This window comes from Streptomyces sp. A18 (assembly GCF_059026065.1).
Genome location: NZ_JBWLKL010000005.1, coordinates 199,319 through 215,881 on the forward strand (window position 1 = coordinate 199,319; position 16,563 = coordinate 215,881).

Annotated in this window: 13 protein-coding genes; 8 read left to right on the plus strand and 5 right to left on the minus strand. The window is 70.0% G+C overall.

Annotated features, from left to right (window positions below; translation table 11 throughout):
• Window positions 1-70: 70 nt before the first annotated feature.
• From AC5P1C_RS10985 to AC5P1C_RS10995, 3 genes are all read right to left on the minus strand, one after another.
• Window positions 71-1,729, minus strand: coding sequence for an MFS transporter (locus AC5P1C_RS10985; protein WP_493865548.1), 1,659 nt, complete (start codon window positions 1,727-1,729; stop codon window positions 71-73).
• Window positions 1,730-1,879: 150 nt separating this feature from the next.
• Window positions 1,880-4,114: a penicillin acylase family protein gene (locus tag AC5P1C_RS10990; protein ID WP_493865549.1), complete on the minus strand. Its 2,235-nt coding sequence runs from the start codon at window positions 4,112-4,114 to the stop codon at window positions 1,880-1,882.
• 157 nt (window positions 4,115-4,271) lie between these two features.
• Window positions 4,272-4,700, minus strand: a complete 429-nt coding sequence (locus AC5P1C_RS10995; RefSeq protein WP_493865550.1) for a YjbQ family protein — start codon at window positions 4,698-4,700, stop codon at window positions 4,272-4,274.
• 101 nt (window positions 4,701-4,801) lie between these two features.
• On the opposite strand from AC5P1C_RS10995, the gene AC5P1C_RS11000 reads away from it, so the two are divergent.
• The 6 genes from AC5P1C_RS11000 to AC5P1C_RS11025 all read left to right on the plus strand — a co-directional run bounded on the left by AC5P1C_RS11000 (window position 4,802) and on the right by AC5P1C_RS11025 (window position 10,176).
• Window positions 4,802-4,885, plus strand: coding sequence for a putative leader peptide (locus AC5P1C_RS11000; protein ID WP_349817350.1), 84 nt, complete (start codon window positions 4,802-4,804; stop codon window positions 4,883-4,885).
• 126 nt (window positions 4,886-5,011) lie between these two features.
• Window positions 5,012-5,926: an ABC transporter permease gene (locus AC5P1C_RS11005; RefSeq protein ID WP_493865551.1), complete on the plus strand. Its 915-nt coding sequence runs from the start codon at window positions 5,012-5,014 to the stop codon at window positions 5,924-5,926.
• Complete coding sequence (locus tag AC5P1C_RS11010) at window positions 5,899-6,690, plus strand: ABC transporter ATP-binding protein (RefSeq protein ID WP_493865552.1); 792 nt, start codon at window positions 5,899-5,901, stop codon at window positions 6,688-6,690. The genes AC5P1C_RS11005 and AC5P1C_RS11010 overlap by 28 nt, the downstream gene beginning before the upstream one ends.
• A 52-nt stretch (window positions 6,691-6,742) precedes the next feature.
• Window positions 6,743-7,786 carry an ABC transporter substrate-binding protein gene (locus tag AC5P1C_RS11015; RefSeq protein WP_493865553.1) on the plus strand — a complete coding sequence of 348 codons (1,044 nt, stop codon included), beginning with the start codon at window positions 6,743-6,745 and terminating at the stop codon, window positions 7,784-7,786.
• 2 nt (window positions 7,787-7,788) lie between these two features.
• Entirely contained in the window at window positions 7,789-8,997 is a 1,209-nt protein-coding gene (locus AC5P1C_RS11020; protein ID WP_493865554.1) for an LLM class flavin-dependent oxidoreductase, read from the plus strand.
• Between the two features lie 60 nt (window positions 8,998-9,057).
• Window positions 9,058-10,176, plus strand: coding sequence for an NAD(P)-binding domain-containing protein (locus tag AC5P1C_RS11025; RefSeq protein WP_493865555.1), 1,119 nt, complete (start codon window positions 9,058-9,060; stop codon window positions 10,174-10,176).
• Window positions 10,177-10,286: 110 nt separating this feature from the next.
• Here AC5P1C_RS11025 and mltG read toward each other — a convergent pair whose 3' ends face one another.
• Window positions 10,287-11,150: an endolytic transglycosylase MltG gene (gene mltG / locus AC5P1C_RS11030; RefSeq protein WP_493865707.1), complete on the minus strand. Its 864-nt coding sequence runs from the start codon at window positions 11,148-11,150 to the stop codon at window positions 10,287-10,289.
• A gap of 46 nt (window positions 11,151-11,196) precedes the next feature.
• Window positions 11,197-13,020 carry an ABC transporter ATP-binding protein gene (locus AC5P1C_RS11035; protein ID WP_493865556.1) on the minus strand — a complete coding sequence of 608 codons (1,824 nt, stop codon included), beginning with the start codon at window positions 13,018-13,020 and terminating at the stop codon, window positions 11,197-11,199.
• 112 nt (window positions 13,021-13,132) lie between these two features.
• On the opposite strand from AC5P1C_RS11035, the gene AC5P1C_RS11040 reads away from it, so the two are divergent.
• Both AC5P1C_RS11040 and AC5P1C_RS11045 read left to right on the plus strand, forming a co-directional pair.
• Complete coding sequence (locus tag AC5P1C_RS11040; RefSeq protein ID WP_493865557.1) at window positions 13,133-13,576, plus strand: MarR family winged helix-turn-helix transcriptional regulator; 444 nt, start codon at window positions 13,133-13,135, stop codon at window positions 13,574-13,576.
• 37 nt (window positions 13,577-13,613) lie between these two features.
• Window positions 13,614-16,532: an FAD-binding and (Fe-S)-binding domain-containing protein gene (locus tag AC5P1C_RS11045; protein WP_493865558.1), complete on the plus strand. Its 2,919-nt coding sequence runs from the start codon at window positions 13,614-13,616 to the stop codon at window positions 16,530-16,532.
• The last annotated feature ends 31 nt before the right edge of the window (window positions 16,533-16,563 follow it).

The window sequence follows — 16,563 nt, forward strand, 5'->3', positions numbered from 1 at the left end:
TCCAAGGCCGGTGTCACGCCAGGTGCTTGCGACCGATCGGGGCGGGTAGCCCGGCCCGTCTCCGACCGGGCTACCCATCTCCCCCGGCACGAACGGACTGGGCCACGACCGGCAGTCGGGCGCCATCGTCCGCCAAGTCCCCTTGCACGTCGGTCGCGTTCACCGCAGCCCGGCCCTCGCCGTCCACGCTCTCGCCCCGGGCGCTCTCGTGCAGGTCGCGTGTGCGAATGAAGACGAATCCCACGATCGCGCCGACGGCCGCTATGGCCGCGCACACGAACATCACGTCGGTGAGGCCGTCCACGAAGGCTGTGCGGGCCGCCACTTCGAGGGCGGGCGCCAGCTCCGCGGGCGCCCGGCTCGCGGCTTCCGCGCCGCCGCCCGCCGCCACGGCCTCACCGAACTCATGCACATCAGGGCCCAGTTGGCTCCCGGCCCCGGACTGCGCGAAAAGGTCGGTCACCCTGCCCTGGAACGCGGCGCCGAACCCCGCGATACCGATGGCGACGCCCACCTGCTGGAACGTCTCGTTGATCCCCGAGGCCATGCCCGCCTTGGACGGTTCCACGACGGCGATGGACAACGACGCGCGCGGCGGGTTGAAGAGCCCCATGCCCAGGCCGATCCCGAACATGCTCGGCAGCAGCGCGGTCCAGGAAGTGTCCGGGCCGGTGAGCGCGACCAAGGAGAGGCCGAGCGCGATGAGCGCGAGAGAAGCTCCCATCAGCAGCCGCTGCGGCACCCTGGTGGTGAGCGATCCCGAGACCGCGGCGGCGACGAAGAGCGTCGCGGTCAGCGGAAGGAACCGCAGGCCGGTCTCCCACGGCGAGTACGCGAGCACGTTCTGCACGTACGACACCAGGAGGAAGATCGCGGACATGGTCGCGGCGGCGCACAGCAACGTCACGACCGACACCCCGTTGAACGTCCTGTTCCTGAACAACGACAGCTGGAACATGGCCCGTTCGCCCCGGCGCTTCTCGACGAAGCCGAACGCAGCGAGGAGCGCCACGGAGGCCACGAACATGCCGACGATGGGGGCACTGCCCCAGCCCTCGGCCTCTCCTCGCAGCAGTCCGAGGACGAGCAGAGTGAGTGCGCCGGTGAAGAGCACCAGGCCCCACCAGTCGACGGCGGGGGCCGACTCCACGCGGGACTCGCGCATCCGCAGCGCACTCACCACCATGGCGAGCAGGCCGACCGGAACGTTCACCAGGAAGATCCAGCGCCAGCTCAGTCCATCGGTGAGCGCGCCCCCGATGAGCGGTCCGAAGGCGATGGACAGGCCGACCACTCCACCGAAGACACCGAACGCCTTGCCTCGGTCCTTGCCCTGGTACTCCTGTCCGATCAGGGCGGGCCCGACGGCGAACAGGACTGCTCCTCCCAGCCCTTGGACCCCGCGGGCCACGGAGAGAACGGCGGCATCGTCCGCGAGGCCGCAGGCGAGCGAAGCCGCAAGGAACACGACGAAGCCGATGTTGAAGACGCGCTTGCGCCCCAGCCGGTCCGCCAACGATCCGGCCGTCAGCAGGACGGCGGCGAGGCCGAGGGCGTACGCGTCGAGTACCCACTGCAGCGAGGTGAAACTCGCGTCGAACGCGTCCCTGATGTCGGGCAGCGCCACATTCACCACGGTCAGGTCGAGCAGAAGCATGAACGTGGCCACGCACACCACGGCCAGGGTCCACCCCCGCCCGCCCGCCGACGTCGTTCGTCCAGACATCATTCCCCCGAATCCAGAATGATCTGATACTCAAATCATCGATGTTTCCAATGATTTGAGAAGCTACGAACGCACCCGGCGCCTGTCAACGGACCGCGCGCGTCTCGGCCATGATCCGACCGGATCCCGCCGCACCACGCCGCCGGAGGCCGGTCACTTGCCCGGCCGGTACCTCCGCTCGACATGCCCCTCGAGGTCGTCGCGGTAGAAGTAGACGGGCCGCAGCTTGCCCTGCGCGTAGCGTTCGGCCTGGTCGTCGAAGTGCGGCGAGTCGGGATGCCCGCTGCCGCCTCCCACCTTCACCGCCCAGGCGCGCAGCCGCGGTCCGAACTCCACCACCGCCACGAAGCTGTTGCCGCTGGTGCCGTAGTAGCGCTTCGTTCCCTGGTAGCGCATCGCACCGAACGACGCGAGTGAGCCCCATCGCGCCGAGGTGAACGGCACGGAAATACTGGGCTTGTCGTCGCTGAACTCCTGGACGACCGAACCGTCGTTGCGCTGATAGCGGTTGATGTGGCCCCACGGCACCTTCCAGCCGCCGAAGTCCTGTGTCAGCCGCTCCACCGCCGTCTGGAGCGCCCCGAGCCGCTGCTCGTCGGAAGCGCGCTCGGCCATGTAGTCCCACACCGACATACCGGCGTCCACGGCCGACTTGGACGTGAGCGCCCACAGCGCATCACCCCAGAACACGGCCAGCGACGTCGCGGTCGACCGCTCGGCCCAGCGGTGGTCCCAGCCGCGCAGCAGGGCGACCGGCCCGGCCAGCTCCGCCTTCTGCCCGTTCCCTGCGGGCAGTTGACCCCATGCGGCGACGAGTCCCGGCAGCAAGCGGGCGAAGGCGGTGAGGTACGGGTCGAAGGCGGCCGCCATCAGTCTCTGCGGCGTGAAGTCGTCGCGCGCGGACAGCACCCGGATCGCCTGCGGGCCGCGGGGGTTCTCTCCGGCCCGGTCGAAGTAGCGCGGGTAGTCGTCCGCGTCGGGGCTGTCCGCGCCGGCGGCGGTCCAGGGCCAGTTGTTCGTGTTGAAGGCCCAGCCGTTCCTCGGGGTCACGGCCTGCGGCATGCTCGCGAGGCTGTGCAGGCCGCGCCAGTCGGTCGCCGGATCGCTGCCGTCGACGGGTTCGGAGAAGTCGAAGCGGTCATCGCGCACCGGCATGAACTGCGGCATCAGGAAGGCGATGTCGCCCTTCGAGTCCGCGAAGAGTGTGTTGTTCGAGCTGTTCGCCCTGAGGCCCGCGACCCGGAGATAGCCCTCGTAATCCCGCGTCTTGGTGCGCAGGAAGCTCTGCTTGAGCGCTTCCAGGGGCTTGTTCATCAACGCGCACGTGATCCACCTGCCGTCCGCCTCGCGAACGACCGGGCCGTGGTGGGTGGCGAAGGTGGTGAAGCTGCGCTCGTCCTGCCCGCCGTCCGCGGTACGACAGGACAACGTGATCTTCTTTGTCGTCACCGGGCGCAGCTCATCGCCGTAACGGTAGGAACGGCTGCCGTCCGCCCCGGTCACGATCCGCTCGGCGAACTCGTCGACGTTGTCGACGCCACTCGTCGTGTGCATCCACCCCGTGTGCGCGTTGAAGCCCTGGTAGACGAAGAACTGCCCCCAGGTCGCGGCGCCGTAGACGTCCAGTCCGTCACCGCTGGTCACATGCTGCTCGGAACGGAAGAAGAAGCTGGTGTGGGGGTTGATGAGGAGCAGCGCACGGCCGTCCCGCGTACGATGCGGCGCGATCGCCATGCCGTTCGATCCCGTGGGTTCCCGGAGCAGCAACCCGCGTTCCTCGTCGGTCATCGGCACCGCCCGCTTGCCGTAGAAGGCCTCGAGCTGGCTGAGCGGAACCGATTCGATGTTGCCGCCGATGCTGCCTTCCGAGAAGCTCAACGGCATCCACGGCTCGAACCGCTCGAGCACGCGCGGACGTACCTCGGGGTGCGTCGCCAGGTAGTAGTTCAGCCCGTCCGCCCAGGCCCGCATCAACGCGCGCAGCCAGACCGGTGTCTTCGCGTACTCCTTCTTGAGGGCTGCGGGGTCGAGGAACAGCCGCTGGCGCAGGTCCTGCCAGATCGCGCTCTCACCCTCCGCCTCGGCAAGACGGCCGAGGGCGACCAGATAGTTGCGTTCGATCCGGTTGAAGTCGTCCTCGGCCTGGGCGTACATCATCCCGAACACGGCATCGGCGTCACTCTCGCCCACCACGTGCGGAACGCCCCAGTCGTCGCGGGTGATCGTCACGCGTGCCGCGTGTCCGCGCCAGCGGGCCGCATCGGGCAGCGACCGCTCCGGTGCCGCGGACGCGGCACCGGACGGAACACCTGCCGCCACAACGGCAAGCCCGGCCGCACCACCCAGGACGCGACGTCGGCTCACCTCGGTGTTCTGCGCGTGGCTCATGAGTTGCTCCACCTTCCGTCAGGAAAAGAAGTCATCGCGAGGCCGGCCCGCGTGCGCAGTCCTATCCATGGGGCGACGGACTGACAAGACCGCGAACCCCGTCAAGTGGAAGATGCTCATCCGTCCCGCGCCGGGACGGAAGGGCCTCAGGCCGACCTCAAGAGCTCGCGAGGAAAGTGAGACGAACCTTGCGCTGTGGGTTGTCCCTGTTCGTGTCCACCAGGCACACCGACTGCCACGTGCCCAGCTCCAGTTGCCCGCCCACCACCGGCAACGTCGCGTGCGGCGGCACCAGTGCGGGCAGGACGTGGTCGCGGCCGTGGCCGGGGCTGCCGTGGCGGTGCTGCCAGCGGTCGTCGGCCGGGAGCAGGGTGTGCAGGGCGGCCAGCAGGTCGTTGTCGCTGCCCGCGCCCGTCTCCAGGATCGCGACACCCGCGGTCGCGTGCGGGACGAAGAGGTTGAGCAGGCCGTCACGGCCGGCCGCCGCCTCGCGCAGGAAGCTCCGGCAGTCGCCGGTGAGGTCGAAGACCGTCTCCGCCGAGCCGGTGGTGATGTTCAGAACATGTGTGGTGAAAGCGTCAGACATGGGCCCATCCTCTCTCGCGCCACTCCCATTCGCTGATATTCGGCGTCCGCCTTTCGAGACGCCATTGACCGTACGCGGACGATCTCGCTACGTTCTGCGGCATGTTGCGTTCAGCCCTGCTCACCACGCGCGGTCACATCGACCTGCTGCGGGTGGCCTCTGCTGCGTGTCGCCGCGGCTGCTGACCTCGCCTCAGCCCGCTTCCACTTCTCACCCTTCGCCCTTCTGGGCCCTGCTGCCCGCGCACGGTTGATTGCGCCGTCCCGCGCGTAGGCCTTTCGGGCATCCCTCCCTCCTGCCGTGGAGCACCCTTGAGCATCAGCCATGCCCCGCCGGATTCCGCGTCCGACATTTCGGGTATATCCAAGTCCGACGGTCCCGCCTCGGGCGTCCGAGACGCCGAAGACGCCCGATCGGCCAAGACCGATCTCGTTCCCATCGTCCCCTCCTCCACCCGTCTCACCCGCGTCCCCCGCTGGCTGCGCCGCACCTCCGGCCCTCTCGCACTCCTCGCCCTGTGGCAACTCCTCAGCTCCACGGGGGTGTTGACCGACGACATCCTCGCCTCGCCGGGCACCATCGCCTCAGTCGCCCGCGATCTCCTCGGCGACGGTTCGCTGACCTCGGCCATGGGGGTGTCCCTGCAGCGGGTCGCGGTGGGGTTGCTGCTCGGCACCGTCGTCGGGACCTCGCTCGCGCTCGTCTCGGGGCTCTTCCGCGTCGGCGAGGACCTCGTCGACGCCAGCGTGCAGATGCTGCGCACCGTGCCGTTCGTCGGACTCATCCCGCTGTTCATCATCTGGTTCGGCATCGGCGAGGCGCCCAAGGTCGCCATCATCACGCTGGGTGTCTCGTTCCCGCTCTATCTGAACGTGTACGCGGGAATCCGCGGGGTCGACTCACAACTCATCGAGGCCGGGGAGTCCCTGGGCCTCTCCCGGTGGGGGCTCGTGCGCCACGTCATCCTCCCGGGCGCCCTGCCGGGGGCGATGACCGGGCTGCGGTACTCCCTGGGCATCGCCTGGCTCGCCCTCGTCTTCGCCGAGCAGATCAACGCGGACTCCGGGATCGGCTTCCTGATGGTCCAGGCGCGTGACTTCCTGCGGACCGACGTGATCGTCGTCTGCCTGATCGTCTACGCCTTCCTCGGCCTCATCGCCGACTTCATCGTCCGCACCCTCGAAAGGCTGCTGCTGCAATGGCGACCGACGTTCACCGGCCGGTGACCCCCACCGAAACCTCGCCCGACTCACCCACCGAACACACCACTTCGGCCGTACGTGTCGAAGGGCTTACCCGCTCCTTCGACGGGCGCGCCGTCATCGACCAGCTCGATCTCGACGTGCGGCCGGGTGAGTTCGTGGCGCTGCTCGGGCGCAGCGGCTGCGGCAAGTCGACCCTGCTGCGCATCCTCGCCGGGCTCGACCGGGACATCGAGGGGACCGTCCTCGTGCCGCGCCGCAAGGCCGTCGCGTTCCAGGCACCCCGGCTCATGCCCTGGAAGCGCGTGTGGCGCAACGTCCTGCTCGGCCTGAAGGGAAAGCCCGAACGCGTTGTCGCCGAGCGGGCGTTGGAGGAGGTCGGTCTCAGGCACCGCACGAACGCCTGGCCCAAGACTCTCTCCGGCGGAGAGGCCCAGCGTGCCTCGCTGGCCCGCGCCCTGGTGCGTGAGCCGGATCTGCTGCTGCTCGACGAGCCGTTCGGCGCGCTCGACGCGCTCACCCGCATCAAGGCCCAGCGTCTCGTCGACGAACTGTGGCAGCGCCGCGGCTGCGCCGTCCTGCTCGTCACGCACGACGTCGAGGAAGCCGTGCTCCTGGCCGACCGGGTGCTCGTCATGGACGAGGGGGTCATCGCGTACGAGACCGAGGTCGATCTGGACCGGCCGCGCGGCATCTCCGATCCGCGCTTCGCCGAGCTGCGTGCCGAACTCCTGCAGCGCCTGGGCGTCGACGCCCCCGCCGCCTCGGAAGCGGGCGCCGCTGCCTGACCGGCCCGCACACCTCCCCGTGAACAGCACGAACACACTGAACGGACTCACCATGCGACGACACATCGCCGCCCCAGCCCTGCTCCTCCCTCTGGCCCTGCTGCTCGCCGCCTGCTCCGGCTCCTCGTCCGCGAGCACCTCGTCCGCCGGCGCCGGCGGCGGGGCCGACGGCAAGGGCTCGCTCACCCTCAACGTCGGGGACCAGAAGGGCGGTTCGGAGGCCGTACTGCGCGCGGCGGGGGAGCTCGACGACCTGAAGTACAAGATCCGCTGGTCCACCTTCACCTCCGGGCCGCCCCTCCTGGAGGCCGTCAACGCCGAGGCCGTGGACATCGGTGCCGTCGGCAACACGCCGCCCGTCTTCGCCGCCGGAGCGAACTCGAAGATCTCCGTGGTGGCCGCGACCCACGGCACCGCGGCGGGCGAGGCGATCCTCGTCCCGAACGACTCGCCGCTGAAGAAGCCTTCGGACCTCAAGGGCAAGTCCGTCGCCGTGGCCCAGGGTTCGTCGGCGCACTACCAGCTGATCGCCTCCCTGAAGAAGGCCGGGCTCGGCTTCAAGGACGTCGACGTCAAGTATCTGCAGCCGGCCGACGCGCTGGCCGCGTTCACCAGCGGCAAGGTGGACGCCTGGTCCGTCTGGGATCCGTACACCTCGCAGGTCCTGGAGAGCAAGAAGGGCCACGTCCTGACCGACGGCGACGGCCTGGTGAACGGCCTCAACTTCCAGGTGGCGGCGCCGGGCGCGCTCAGGGACAAGAAGAAGTCCGCGGCGATCGACGACTACCTCAAACGGCTGCAGAGGGCCCAGGCCTGGGTCTACGAGCACCCGGAGGCCTGGGCGAAAGTCTGGGCGAAGGACACCGGCCTGCCCTACGAGGTCGCGCTCGCGGCCGTCAAGCGCAGCAACGGCACGCGGGTGCCGGTGGCCGTGGACAAGAACGTGATCACCTCCGAGCAGGAGATCGCGGACACCTTCACCGACCAGAAGCTCATCCCGCGCCGCATCGACTTCGGTGACTTCGTCGACACCCGCTTCAACGGCGATCTGCCGCCCTCGACCAGCACGCCGCGCACGTACGACAAGGAGTCCTGACGATGACCGTCCACCTCAACTGGTTCCTGCCGACCGGCGGCGACGGCCGCACCCTGGTCGACCGGCACGCCTACACCGACGGCGGCGTCAAGCGCTCCCGTGTCACCCCGGTCAGCGGGGTGCGGGCGCCCGACATCGACTATCTGATCCAGATCGCCAAGGCGGCCGAGCAGTTGGGCTTCGAGGCGGTGCTCACGCCGACCGGCACCTGGTGCGAGGACGCCTGGCTGACGACGGTCGCGCTGGCCCAGCACACGGAGCGGCTCAAGTTCCTGGTGGCGTTCCGGCCCGGCGTCATCTCCCCCGTGCTCGCCGCGCAGATGGCGGCCACGTATCAGCGCATCACGCGCGGCAGGCTGCTCCTGAACGTCGTCACGGGCGGCGACTCGACCGAGCAGCGGCGCTTCGGCGACCATCTCGACCACGATCGCCGCTATGCCCGTACGGACGAGTTCCTGTCGGTCGTCCGCGGCGTGTGGGGCGGGAAGCCCTTCGACTTCCACGGCGAGCACTATGCCGTGGAGGGCGGTCTGACCGCGCTGCCGCCGGACCCGCTGCCGGAGATCTTCTTCGGGGGGTCGTCGGCGGCGGCCGGTCCGGTAGCGGCGCGGCACACGGATGTGTATCTGACGTGGGGTGAGCCGCCGGAGCAGGTCGAGCAGAAGATCGACTGGATTCGCGGGCTCGCCGAGGAACAGGGCCGCACGGTGCGGTTCGGGATCCGGCTTCACACCATCTCGCGTGATTCCGCCGCCGAGGCCTGGGCCACCGCGAACCGGCTGCTCGACGATCTCGACCCGGACACCGTCGCCGCCGCGCAGCAGGCACTCGGCCGCAGCGAGTCCGTCGGTCAGCGGCGGATGCTGGCGCTGCACGGCGGTACCCGTGACGACCTGGAGATCTCGCCGAACCTGTGGGCGGGCGTCGGTCTCGTGCGGGGCGGCGCGGGCACCGCGCTCGTCGGCAGCCACGCGGACGTCGCCGACCGGATCGAGGAGTACCACGCGCTCGGCGTCGAGCACTTCGTCCTTTCGGGCTACCCGCATCTGGAGGAGGCGTACTGGTTCGGCGAGGGCGTGATCCCCGATCTGGCGGCGCGCGGGCTGCTGGCCCGGATCCCGGCGTCGCAGCTGTCCGGGGTGCCCGCGGCGAACGGGCGCCCGGCCTCCGCTCCGGGCGGCGCCCCGCTCCTGGTGGCGGGCGGGCGCTGACACGGCAGGCACGGACGCCGGTGCGGGAAGATCCCGGGCCCCGATGGAGTTAGTAGAAGCGTGAACGACATTGGGGCACGGGACGCGGCCGCACACGAGGCGGCTCAAGCGGCACAAGAGGTGGACGCGGTCGTCATCGGCGCCGGGCAGGCGGGCCTGTCCAGCGCCCATCACCTGCGCAGGGTCGGCTTCGAGCCGGACCGGGACTTCGTCGTCCTGGACCACTCGCCCCGGCCCGGCGGCGCCTGGCAGTTCCGCTGGCCCTCGCTCACCTACGGGAAAGTGCACGGCATGCACTCACTCCCCGGCATGGAGCTGACGGACGCCGACCCCGCGCGGCCCTCGTCGGAGGTCATCCGGGAGTACTTCGAGGAGTACGAGCAGCGCTTCGACCTGCGGGTGCACCGGCCCGTCGACGTACGGCGCGTGCGCGGGGGCGACAGCGGGCGGCTGCTCGTCGAGACCTCGGCCGGCATCTGGGCGACCCGCACTCTGATCAACGCCACGGGTACGTGGGACCGGCCGTTCTGGCCGCGCTATCCGGGGCAGGACACCTTCCGCGGGCGGCAGTTGCACACGGCCGTCTATCCGGGGCCCGAGGCCTTCAAGGGGCAGCGGGTGATCGTCGTGGGCGGCGGGGCGTCCGGCACACAGCATCTGATGGAGATCGCTCCGTACGCCGCCGAGACCACCTGGGTGACCCGGCGGGAGCCGGTCTTCCGCGAGGGGCCGTTCGACGAGAACTGGGGCCGCTCGGCCGTCGCGATGGTCGAGGAGCGGGTGCGCCAGGGGCTGGCGCCGCGGAGCGTGGTGTCCGTGACCGGGCTGCCGGTCAACGACGCCATCCGGCAGGCACGAGCCGACGGAGTGCTCGACCGGCTGCCGATGTTCGACCGCATCACGCCCAGCGGTGTGGAGTGGAACGACGGGCGGCGGGTCGATGCCGACATCATTCTCTGGGCCACCGGATTCCGGGCGGCGATCGAGCACTTGGCGCCGCTGCGGCTGCGCGAGGCGGGCGGCGGCATCCGGATCGAGGGCACCCGCGCCGTCGCCGACCCCCGCGTTCACCTGGTGGGCTACGGGCCGTCGGCCAGCACCATCGGCGCCAACCGCGCGGGGCGGGCGGCCGTGCGGGACATCCAGCGGCTGCTGGCGCAAACACCGGTCACGGTGTGATGCGAGGCCGTCGTTGACGGCAGGCGCCGGACGCCAGGGGCCGGCACGATCCGGGCGTTGACGAGGATCGTGCCGGCGTGCGTTCCGGGTGCGCGTGTGCCTGACGCCTGCTAGCTGTCCTGCTTCTTCTCGCCCTCGCCCTTGCCCTTCTCCGTGTCCTTGCTCTTGTTCTGGTTGAACTCCGCCACGTTCTTCTGCTGCTCCTCGAAGTTCGACGTGAAGCGGGTGTCCCCCGGCTTCACCGTCACGAAGTACAGCCAGTCGCCCTGCGTCGGGCTGATCGCCGCGCGCATCGCCTCGTCGCCGGGGTTGCCGATCGGGGTGGGAGGTAGACCCATGCGCGTGTAGGTGTTGTACGGGCTGTTGATCTTTGTGTCGCGGTCGCGGGTGTTCAGCGTCGAGCGGTTCAGGGCGTAGTTGATCGTCGAGTCCATCTGCAGCGGCATGCCCTGCTCGAGGCGGTTGTGGATGACCCTGGCCACCTTCCCCATGTCCGCCTTGGAGCCTGCCTCGGCCTCGACCATGCTGGCGATGATGACGGTCTGGTAGACGTTCAAGGCGTTGCGGTCGGCACCCGCCGTGACCTGGCCGCCGTTGAACTTCTTGGTGGCCGTGTTCACCATGTACGAGAGCATGGACGTGGGAGTCGCCTGGTCGCTGATGGGATAGGTCGCCGGGAAAAGATAACCCTCTGGGTTTCCGCCCGCGTCGTTGGGGAGTTTGAGGCCGGCCTTGGGAATGGCCTTCTTCGTGGTGCCGTCCGGCACACCGAGGGCCTTGTCGACAGCCCCGTATACCTGGCCCGAGCGCCAGCCCTCCGGGATGGTCAGCGACTCGGGGCGTGCGCTGTCGTCCGGGAGCAGCAGCGGCACCGTAACGGCGGTGACCGCCGCGACGGCTCCGGTCGCGATCAGGGCGATCCGCCCCCGACGCGTCAGTCGAATCCTGCCCCGGCGCGGAGTCTTGGTCTGCAGCATGCGGGCACGGTATCCCGCGAAAGCGGACAAACCGTGCATATCTTCATTTTGCTGGCTCCAGTTGGGCGTCTCTTCGGACCAGGGCGGCGTAACGGCCGTCCCTCTCCAGGAGCTCCTCGTGCGTGCCTCGCTCGGCGGTGCGGCCCGCGTCCAGGACCACGATCTGGTCGGCGCCGCGGACCGTCGAGAGCCGGTGGGCGATCGTGAGCGTCGTCCGGTCGGCGGACAGGGCGTCGATGGCGTCCTGCACCGCGTGTTCGGTGTGCGTGTCCAGGGCGCTGGTCGCCTCGTCCAGGATGAGCACGGGCGGATCGCGCAGGATCGTGCGGGCGATGGCCAGGCGCTGCTTCTCGCCGCCGGAGAAGCGGTGGCCGCGCTCGCCGACCACGGTGTCGTACCCGTCCGGCAGGGACGCGATGTGGTCGTGGATCTGTGCCGCGGTCGCGGCCGCGACCAGTTCCTCGTGCGTGGCGTCGGGCTTGGCGAAGCGCAGGTTCTCGGCGACCGAGGCATGGAAGAGATACGTCTCCTGGGAGACGACGCCGACGGCGCGGGCCAGCGTGTCGAAGTCCAGGTCACGCACGTCCACCCCGTCGATCGTGACGCGGCCGCCCGTCACGTCGTACAGCCGCGGCACCAGGTAGCTGAGGGTCGACTTGCCCGAGCCGGTGGGGCCGACCACGGCCAGACTGCCGCCCGCGGGGACGGCGATGTCGATGCCGTCGAGGATCGGGCGGCTCTGACCGCCGTCGCCCTCCCCGTCGTAGCGGAACTCGACGTCCTCGAAGCGGACTTCGCCCTTGATCTTGTCCAGGCGCACCGGGCGCTCGGGCTCGGTGATGTCGATGGGCAGGTCCAGATACTCGAAGATGCGCTGGAAGAGCGCGAGCGAGGTCTGGATCTGCACGCCGGTGGTGAGCAGGCTCACGGTCGGCCGGAACAGGCCCTGCTGGAGCGAGACGAAGGCGACGAGCGTGCCGATCGAGACCGTCGGGCCGCCCATCTGGAAAGCGAGGCCCGCGGTCCAGTAGATGACGGCGGGCATGGCGGCCATGACGATCGAGATGACGGCCATGCGCCAGCGACCCGCCATGTTCGACCGGACCTCGAGGTCGACGAGACGCTCGGACTCGTCGGAGAAGGACTTGGTCAGGGAGTCGGCGCGACCCATCGTGCGGCCGAGCAGGATGCCGCTGACAGAGAGTGATTCGGTGACCGTCGCGGCCATCGCGGCCATCTGCTTCTGGCGCTGCGTGGCTATCTTCTTGCGCTCACGGCCGACCCGGCGGCTGATCCACACGAAGACGGGCAGCAGGAGAAGCGAGACGACCGTCAGGCGCCAGTCGAGGGCGAGCATCGCGACGATGGTGGCGATCACGCTCGTGAGGTTCGAGACCAGGGAGGTGGCGGTGGAGGTGACCGTCGCCTGCATGCCGCCGATGTCGCTGGCGATGCGGGACTGGACCTCACCGGTGCGGGTCCTGGTGAAGAAGGCGAGCGACATGCTCTGCAGGCGGCCGTAGACCGCGGTGCGCAGGTCGTGCATGACGCGCTGGCCGACCGTCGTACTGATCAGGGTCTGCAGGACGCCGAAGATGCTGGTGACGACCGCGCTGAGGATCATTCCGAGGGCGAGCAGGCTCAGCAGGCCCGTCCGTCCCTGCGGGATCGCGGTGTCGAGGATCTCCTTCAGCAGGAAGGGGGTGGCGACCGAGACCAGGGAGGCGGCGCCGACCAGCAGGCCGACGATCGCGAGGCGGGCGCGGTAGGGGCGGAAGAGGCGCAGGATGCGGCGGATCTGCCGCGGCTGTTCCTCTTGGCCGGGGGCCAGGGGCTGCGGTGTCCACTTGGGTTCGTCGGGACGCAATGGGCTCCTACGGGAGGTGAGAGGAGAGTCGGCGGACAGCCGACAATGATTGGGGGAGCATAGCTCACTGTTACCTATACTCACAATGCAAAGGTCCTGATAATGTTCCCGCATGAACACCCCGGACGCCGACGGACTGCTCGCAGAACAGCTGCTGCGGCTGACCCGCAGGCTGCACCGCATCCAGAAGCGCTATCTGGTGCCGATCGGCATCACCCCGGCCCAGTCCCGCCTGCTGCGCACCCTCGTGCACTACGAAGAACCGCCGCGCATGGCCGACCTCGCCCAGCGCCTCGAAGTGGTCCCGCGCGCCGTGACGAGTCTGGTGGACGGCCTGGAGGCCGGTGATCTCGTGCGCCGGGTCCCCGATCCCACCAACCGCCGGGTGATCCGCATCGAGCTCACGGACGCGGGACGCACGGCGCTGCGGGAGCTGCGCAGCGCGCGCCGGGCCGCCGCAGAGGACATCCTGGCTCCACTGGACGCCGAGCAGCGCGAGCAGCTGGGCGGCCTCCTGAACGCACTGTTCGATGTGCCGGACACCCGCCGCTGCTGACACCGCCCCACCCGTCCGACCCCGCCGAGGAGAGCTCATGCCGTTCCTGGAGCCGAAGCCGGAAGCTCTGCGCCCCGCCTCCCGCGCGGAAGGACCGGCCCATGACCGGGTGCCGGACCGGCAGGCCACCGGCACTCCCGAGCCGCTGCGCTCGGAGCTGTCCGCGCTGCTCGGCGCCGACAAGGTCCTGACGAAGATCTCCGACCTCGTGCGGTACGCCTCGGACGCGAGCCCCTACCGCTTCGTGCCGCAGGTCGTGGTCGTCGCCGAGGACATCGACGACATCTCCGCGGTCCTGTCGTACGCGCACGGCAGGATGCGTGAGGTCGTCTTCCGCGCGGCGGGCACCTCCCTCAACGGCCAGGCGCAGGGCGAGGACATCCTGGTCGACGTGCGCAAGCACTGGGCCGGCGTCGAGGTCATCGGCGCCGGCGAGCAGGCGCGCGTCGGCCCCGGCACGACGGTCCTGCGGGCCAACGCCACGCTCGCGCGGCACGGGCGCGTGCTCGGACCCGACCCGGCGAGCGCCATCGCCTGCACCATCGGCGGGGTCGTCGCGAACAACGCGTCGGGGATGACGGCGGGTACCACGCGCAACTCGTATCGGACGGTGGCCTCGCTCACCTTCGTCCTGCCGACGGGCACGGTCGTCGACACGGCTGACCCGGACGCCGACGAGCAGCTGGCCCATGCCGAACCAGCTCTCTGCGAGGGCCTGTTGGCGATCAAGCGGGAGATCGAGGCGGACCAGGAGCTCACGGCCCGCATCCGCGCCAAGTACGAGATCAAGAACACGAACGGCTATCGCCTTGACGCGTTCCTCGACGGTGCGACGCCCGTCGAGATCCTGCGCGGCCTGATGGTCGGCTCCGAGGGCACCTTCGGGTTCATCTCGGAAGTCGTCTTCGACACGCTTCCCCTGGACCGCAAGGTGACCACGGCCCTGCTGTTCTTCCCGTCCCTGCCGGCCGCCGCGGCAGCCGTCCCGCTGTTCAACGAAGCGGGCGCACTGGCCGTCGAGCTGATGGACGGCAACACGCTGCGCGCGTCGACCAGCGTCGCGGGCGTGCCCGCCGACTGGGCGCAGCTCCCGAAGTCGACGGCCGCGCTCCTGGTGGAGTTCCGCGCGCCGGACGAGGCGCGCCAGGAGGCGTACGAAGCGGCGGCGGCCAAGGTCGTCGAAGGGCTCGAACTCGTCGCGCCGGTCGCCTCGGTGACCAATGCCTTCACGCGGGACGCGAAGACCATCGGGGGTTACTGGAAGGCCCGTAAGGCGTTCGTGACCGCGGTCGGCGGCTCGCGGCCCTCAGGGACGACGTTGATCACCGAGGACTTCGCGGTACCGCCCTCCCGGCTCGCCGACGCCTGCGAGGCCCTCCTCGAACTCCAGACGCTGCACGGCTTCGACGCGGCCGTCGCGGGGCACGCCGCCCACGGCAATCTGCACTTCCTGCTCGCCTTCGACGCCGCCCTGCCGGCGGACGTGGAGCGCTATGCCGCGTTCATGGACGCCTTCTGCAAGCTCACCGTCGAGCGCTTCGACGGCTCGCTCAAGGCCGAGCACGCGACGGGACGCAACATCGCCCCGTTCCTGGAGCTCGAATGGGGCCCGAAGGCCACGGAGTTGATGTGGCGCACCAAGCAGGTCATCGACCCTGACGGCGTGCTCGCGCCGCGCATCGTCCTCGACCGCGACCCGAAGGCCCACCTCCGGGGCCTGAAGACGATCCCCAAGGTCGAGCTGATCGCGGACCCCTGCATCGAGTGCGGCTTCTGCGAACCGACCTGCCCCAGCGAGGACTTGACGACGACTCCGCGCCAGCGGATCGTGCTGCGCCGCGAGATGATGCGCCAGGCGCCCGGTTCCCCGGTCGAGGACGGCCTGGTGGAGGCGTACGGATACGACGCCGTGGACACCTGCGCCGGTGACTCCACCTGCAAGCTGGCCTGCCCGGTGGGCATCGACACGGGCGCCCTGATGAAGGACTTCCGGCACGCACGCCACTCGCGGCGCGAGGAGAAGGCGGCCGCCGTCGCCGCCAGGAACTTCAAGGCGGTCGAGGCCGCCGCGCGAGTGGCCGTGGCCGCCTCGAGCCGGATCAGCGACCGGCTCCTGACCACGGTGACACGCGCCGCGCGCAAGGCCGTCCGCCCCGATCTGGTCCCCGAGTGGCTGCCGGACATCCCGGGAGCCGCCGCCCGCGGACTGCCGCGCACCTCGCGCGTGGGCGCGAGCGCCGTCTACTACCCGGCGTGCGTCAACCGCATCTTCGGCAGCCCCGGTGACCGCTCCCTGCCACAAGCCGTGGTCGCCGTCTCCGCGCGCGCGGGAAGGCCCGTCTGGATTCCGGACGACGTCGCGGGGACGTGCTGCGCGACGATCTGGCACTCCAAGGGGTACGACGAAGGCAACGCGGTGATGGCCAATCGCATCGTCGAGGCGGCCTGGGGCTGGACGGCGGGCGGCAGGCTCCCCTTGGTGGTGGACGCCTCGTCCTGCACGCTCGGCATCGCGCACGAGGTCGTTCCCTACCTCACCGCCGACAACCGGCAGTTGCACGGCGAGCTGACCGTGGTCGACTCGCTCGTCTGGGCCGCGGACGAACTGCTCCCCCACCTGACCGTGCACCGCACGGTCGGCTCCGCCGTCGTGCACCCCACCTGCTCCATGAGCCACCTCGGCGACGAGGCACAACTGCGCACCCTCGCCGAGGCCTGCGCGGACGAGGTACTGGTCCCGGACGACGCGGGCTGCTGCGCCTTCGCCGGTGACCGCGGCATGCTGCACAAGGAGCTGACGGAGTCGGCCACCCGCAAGGAGGCGGCGGAGGTCACCGCCCGCGCCTTCGACGCGCACCTCTCGGCGAACCGCATGTGCGAGGTCGGCATGGACCACGCCACGGGCCGCGCCTACTACTCCGTACTCCTGGAGCTGGAGCGCGCGACGCGTCCTTGAGCACGCCCCGGCAAGCACCCCCGGCAAGACG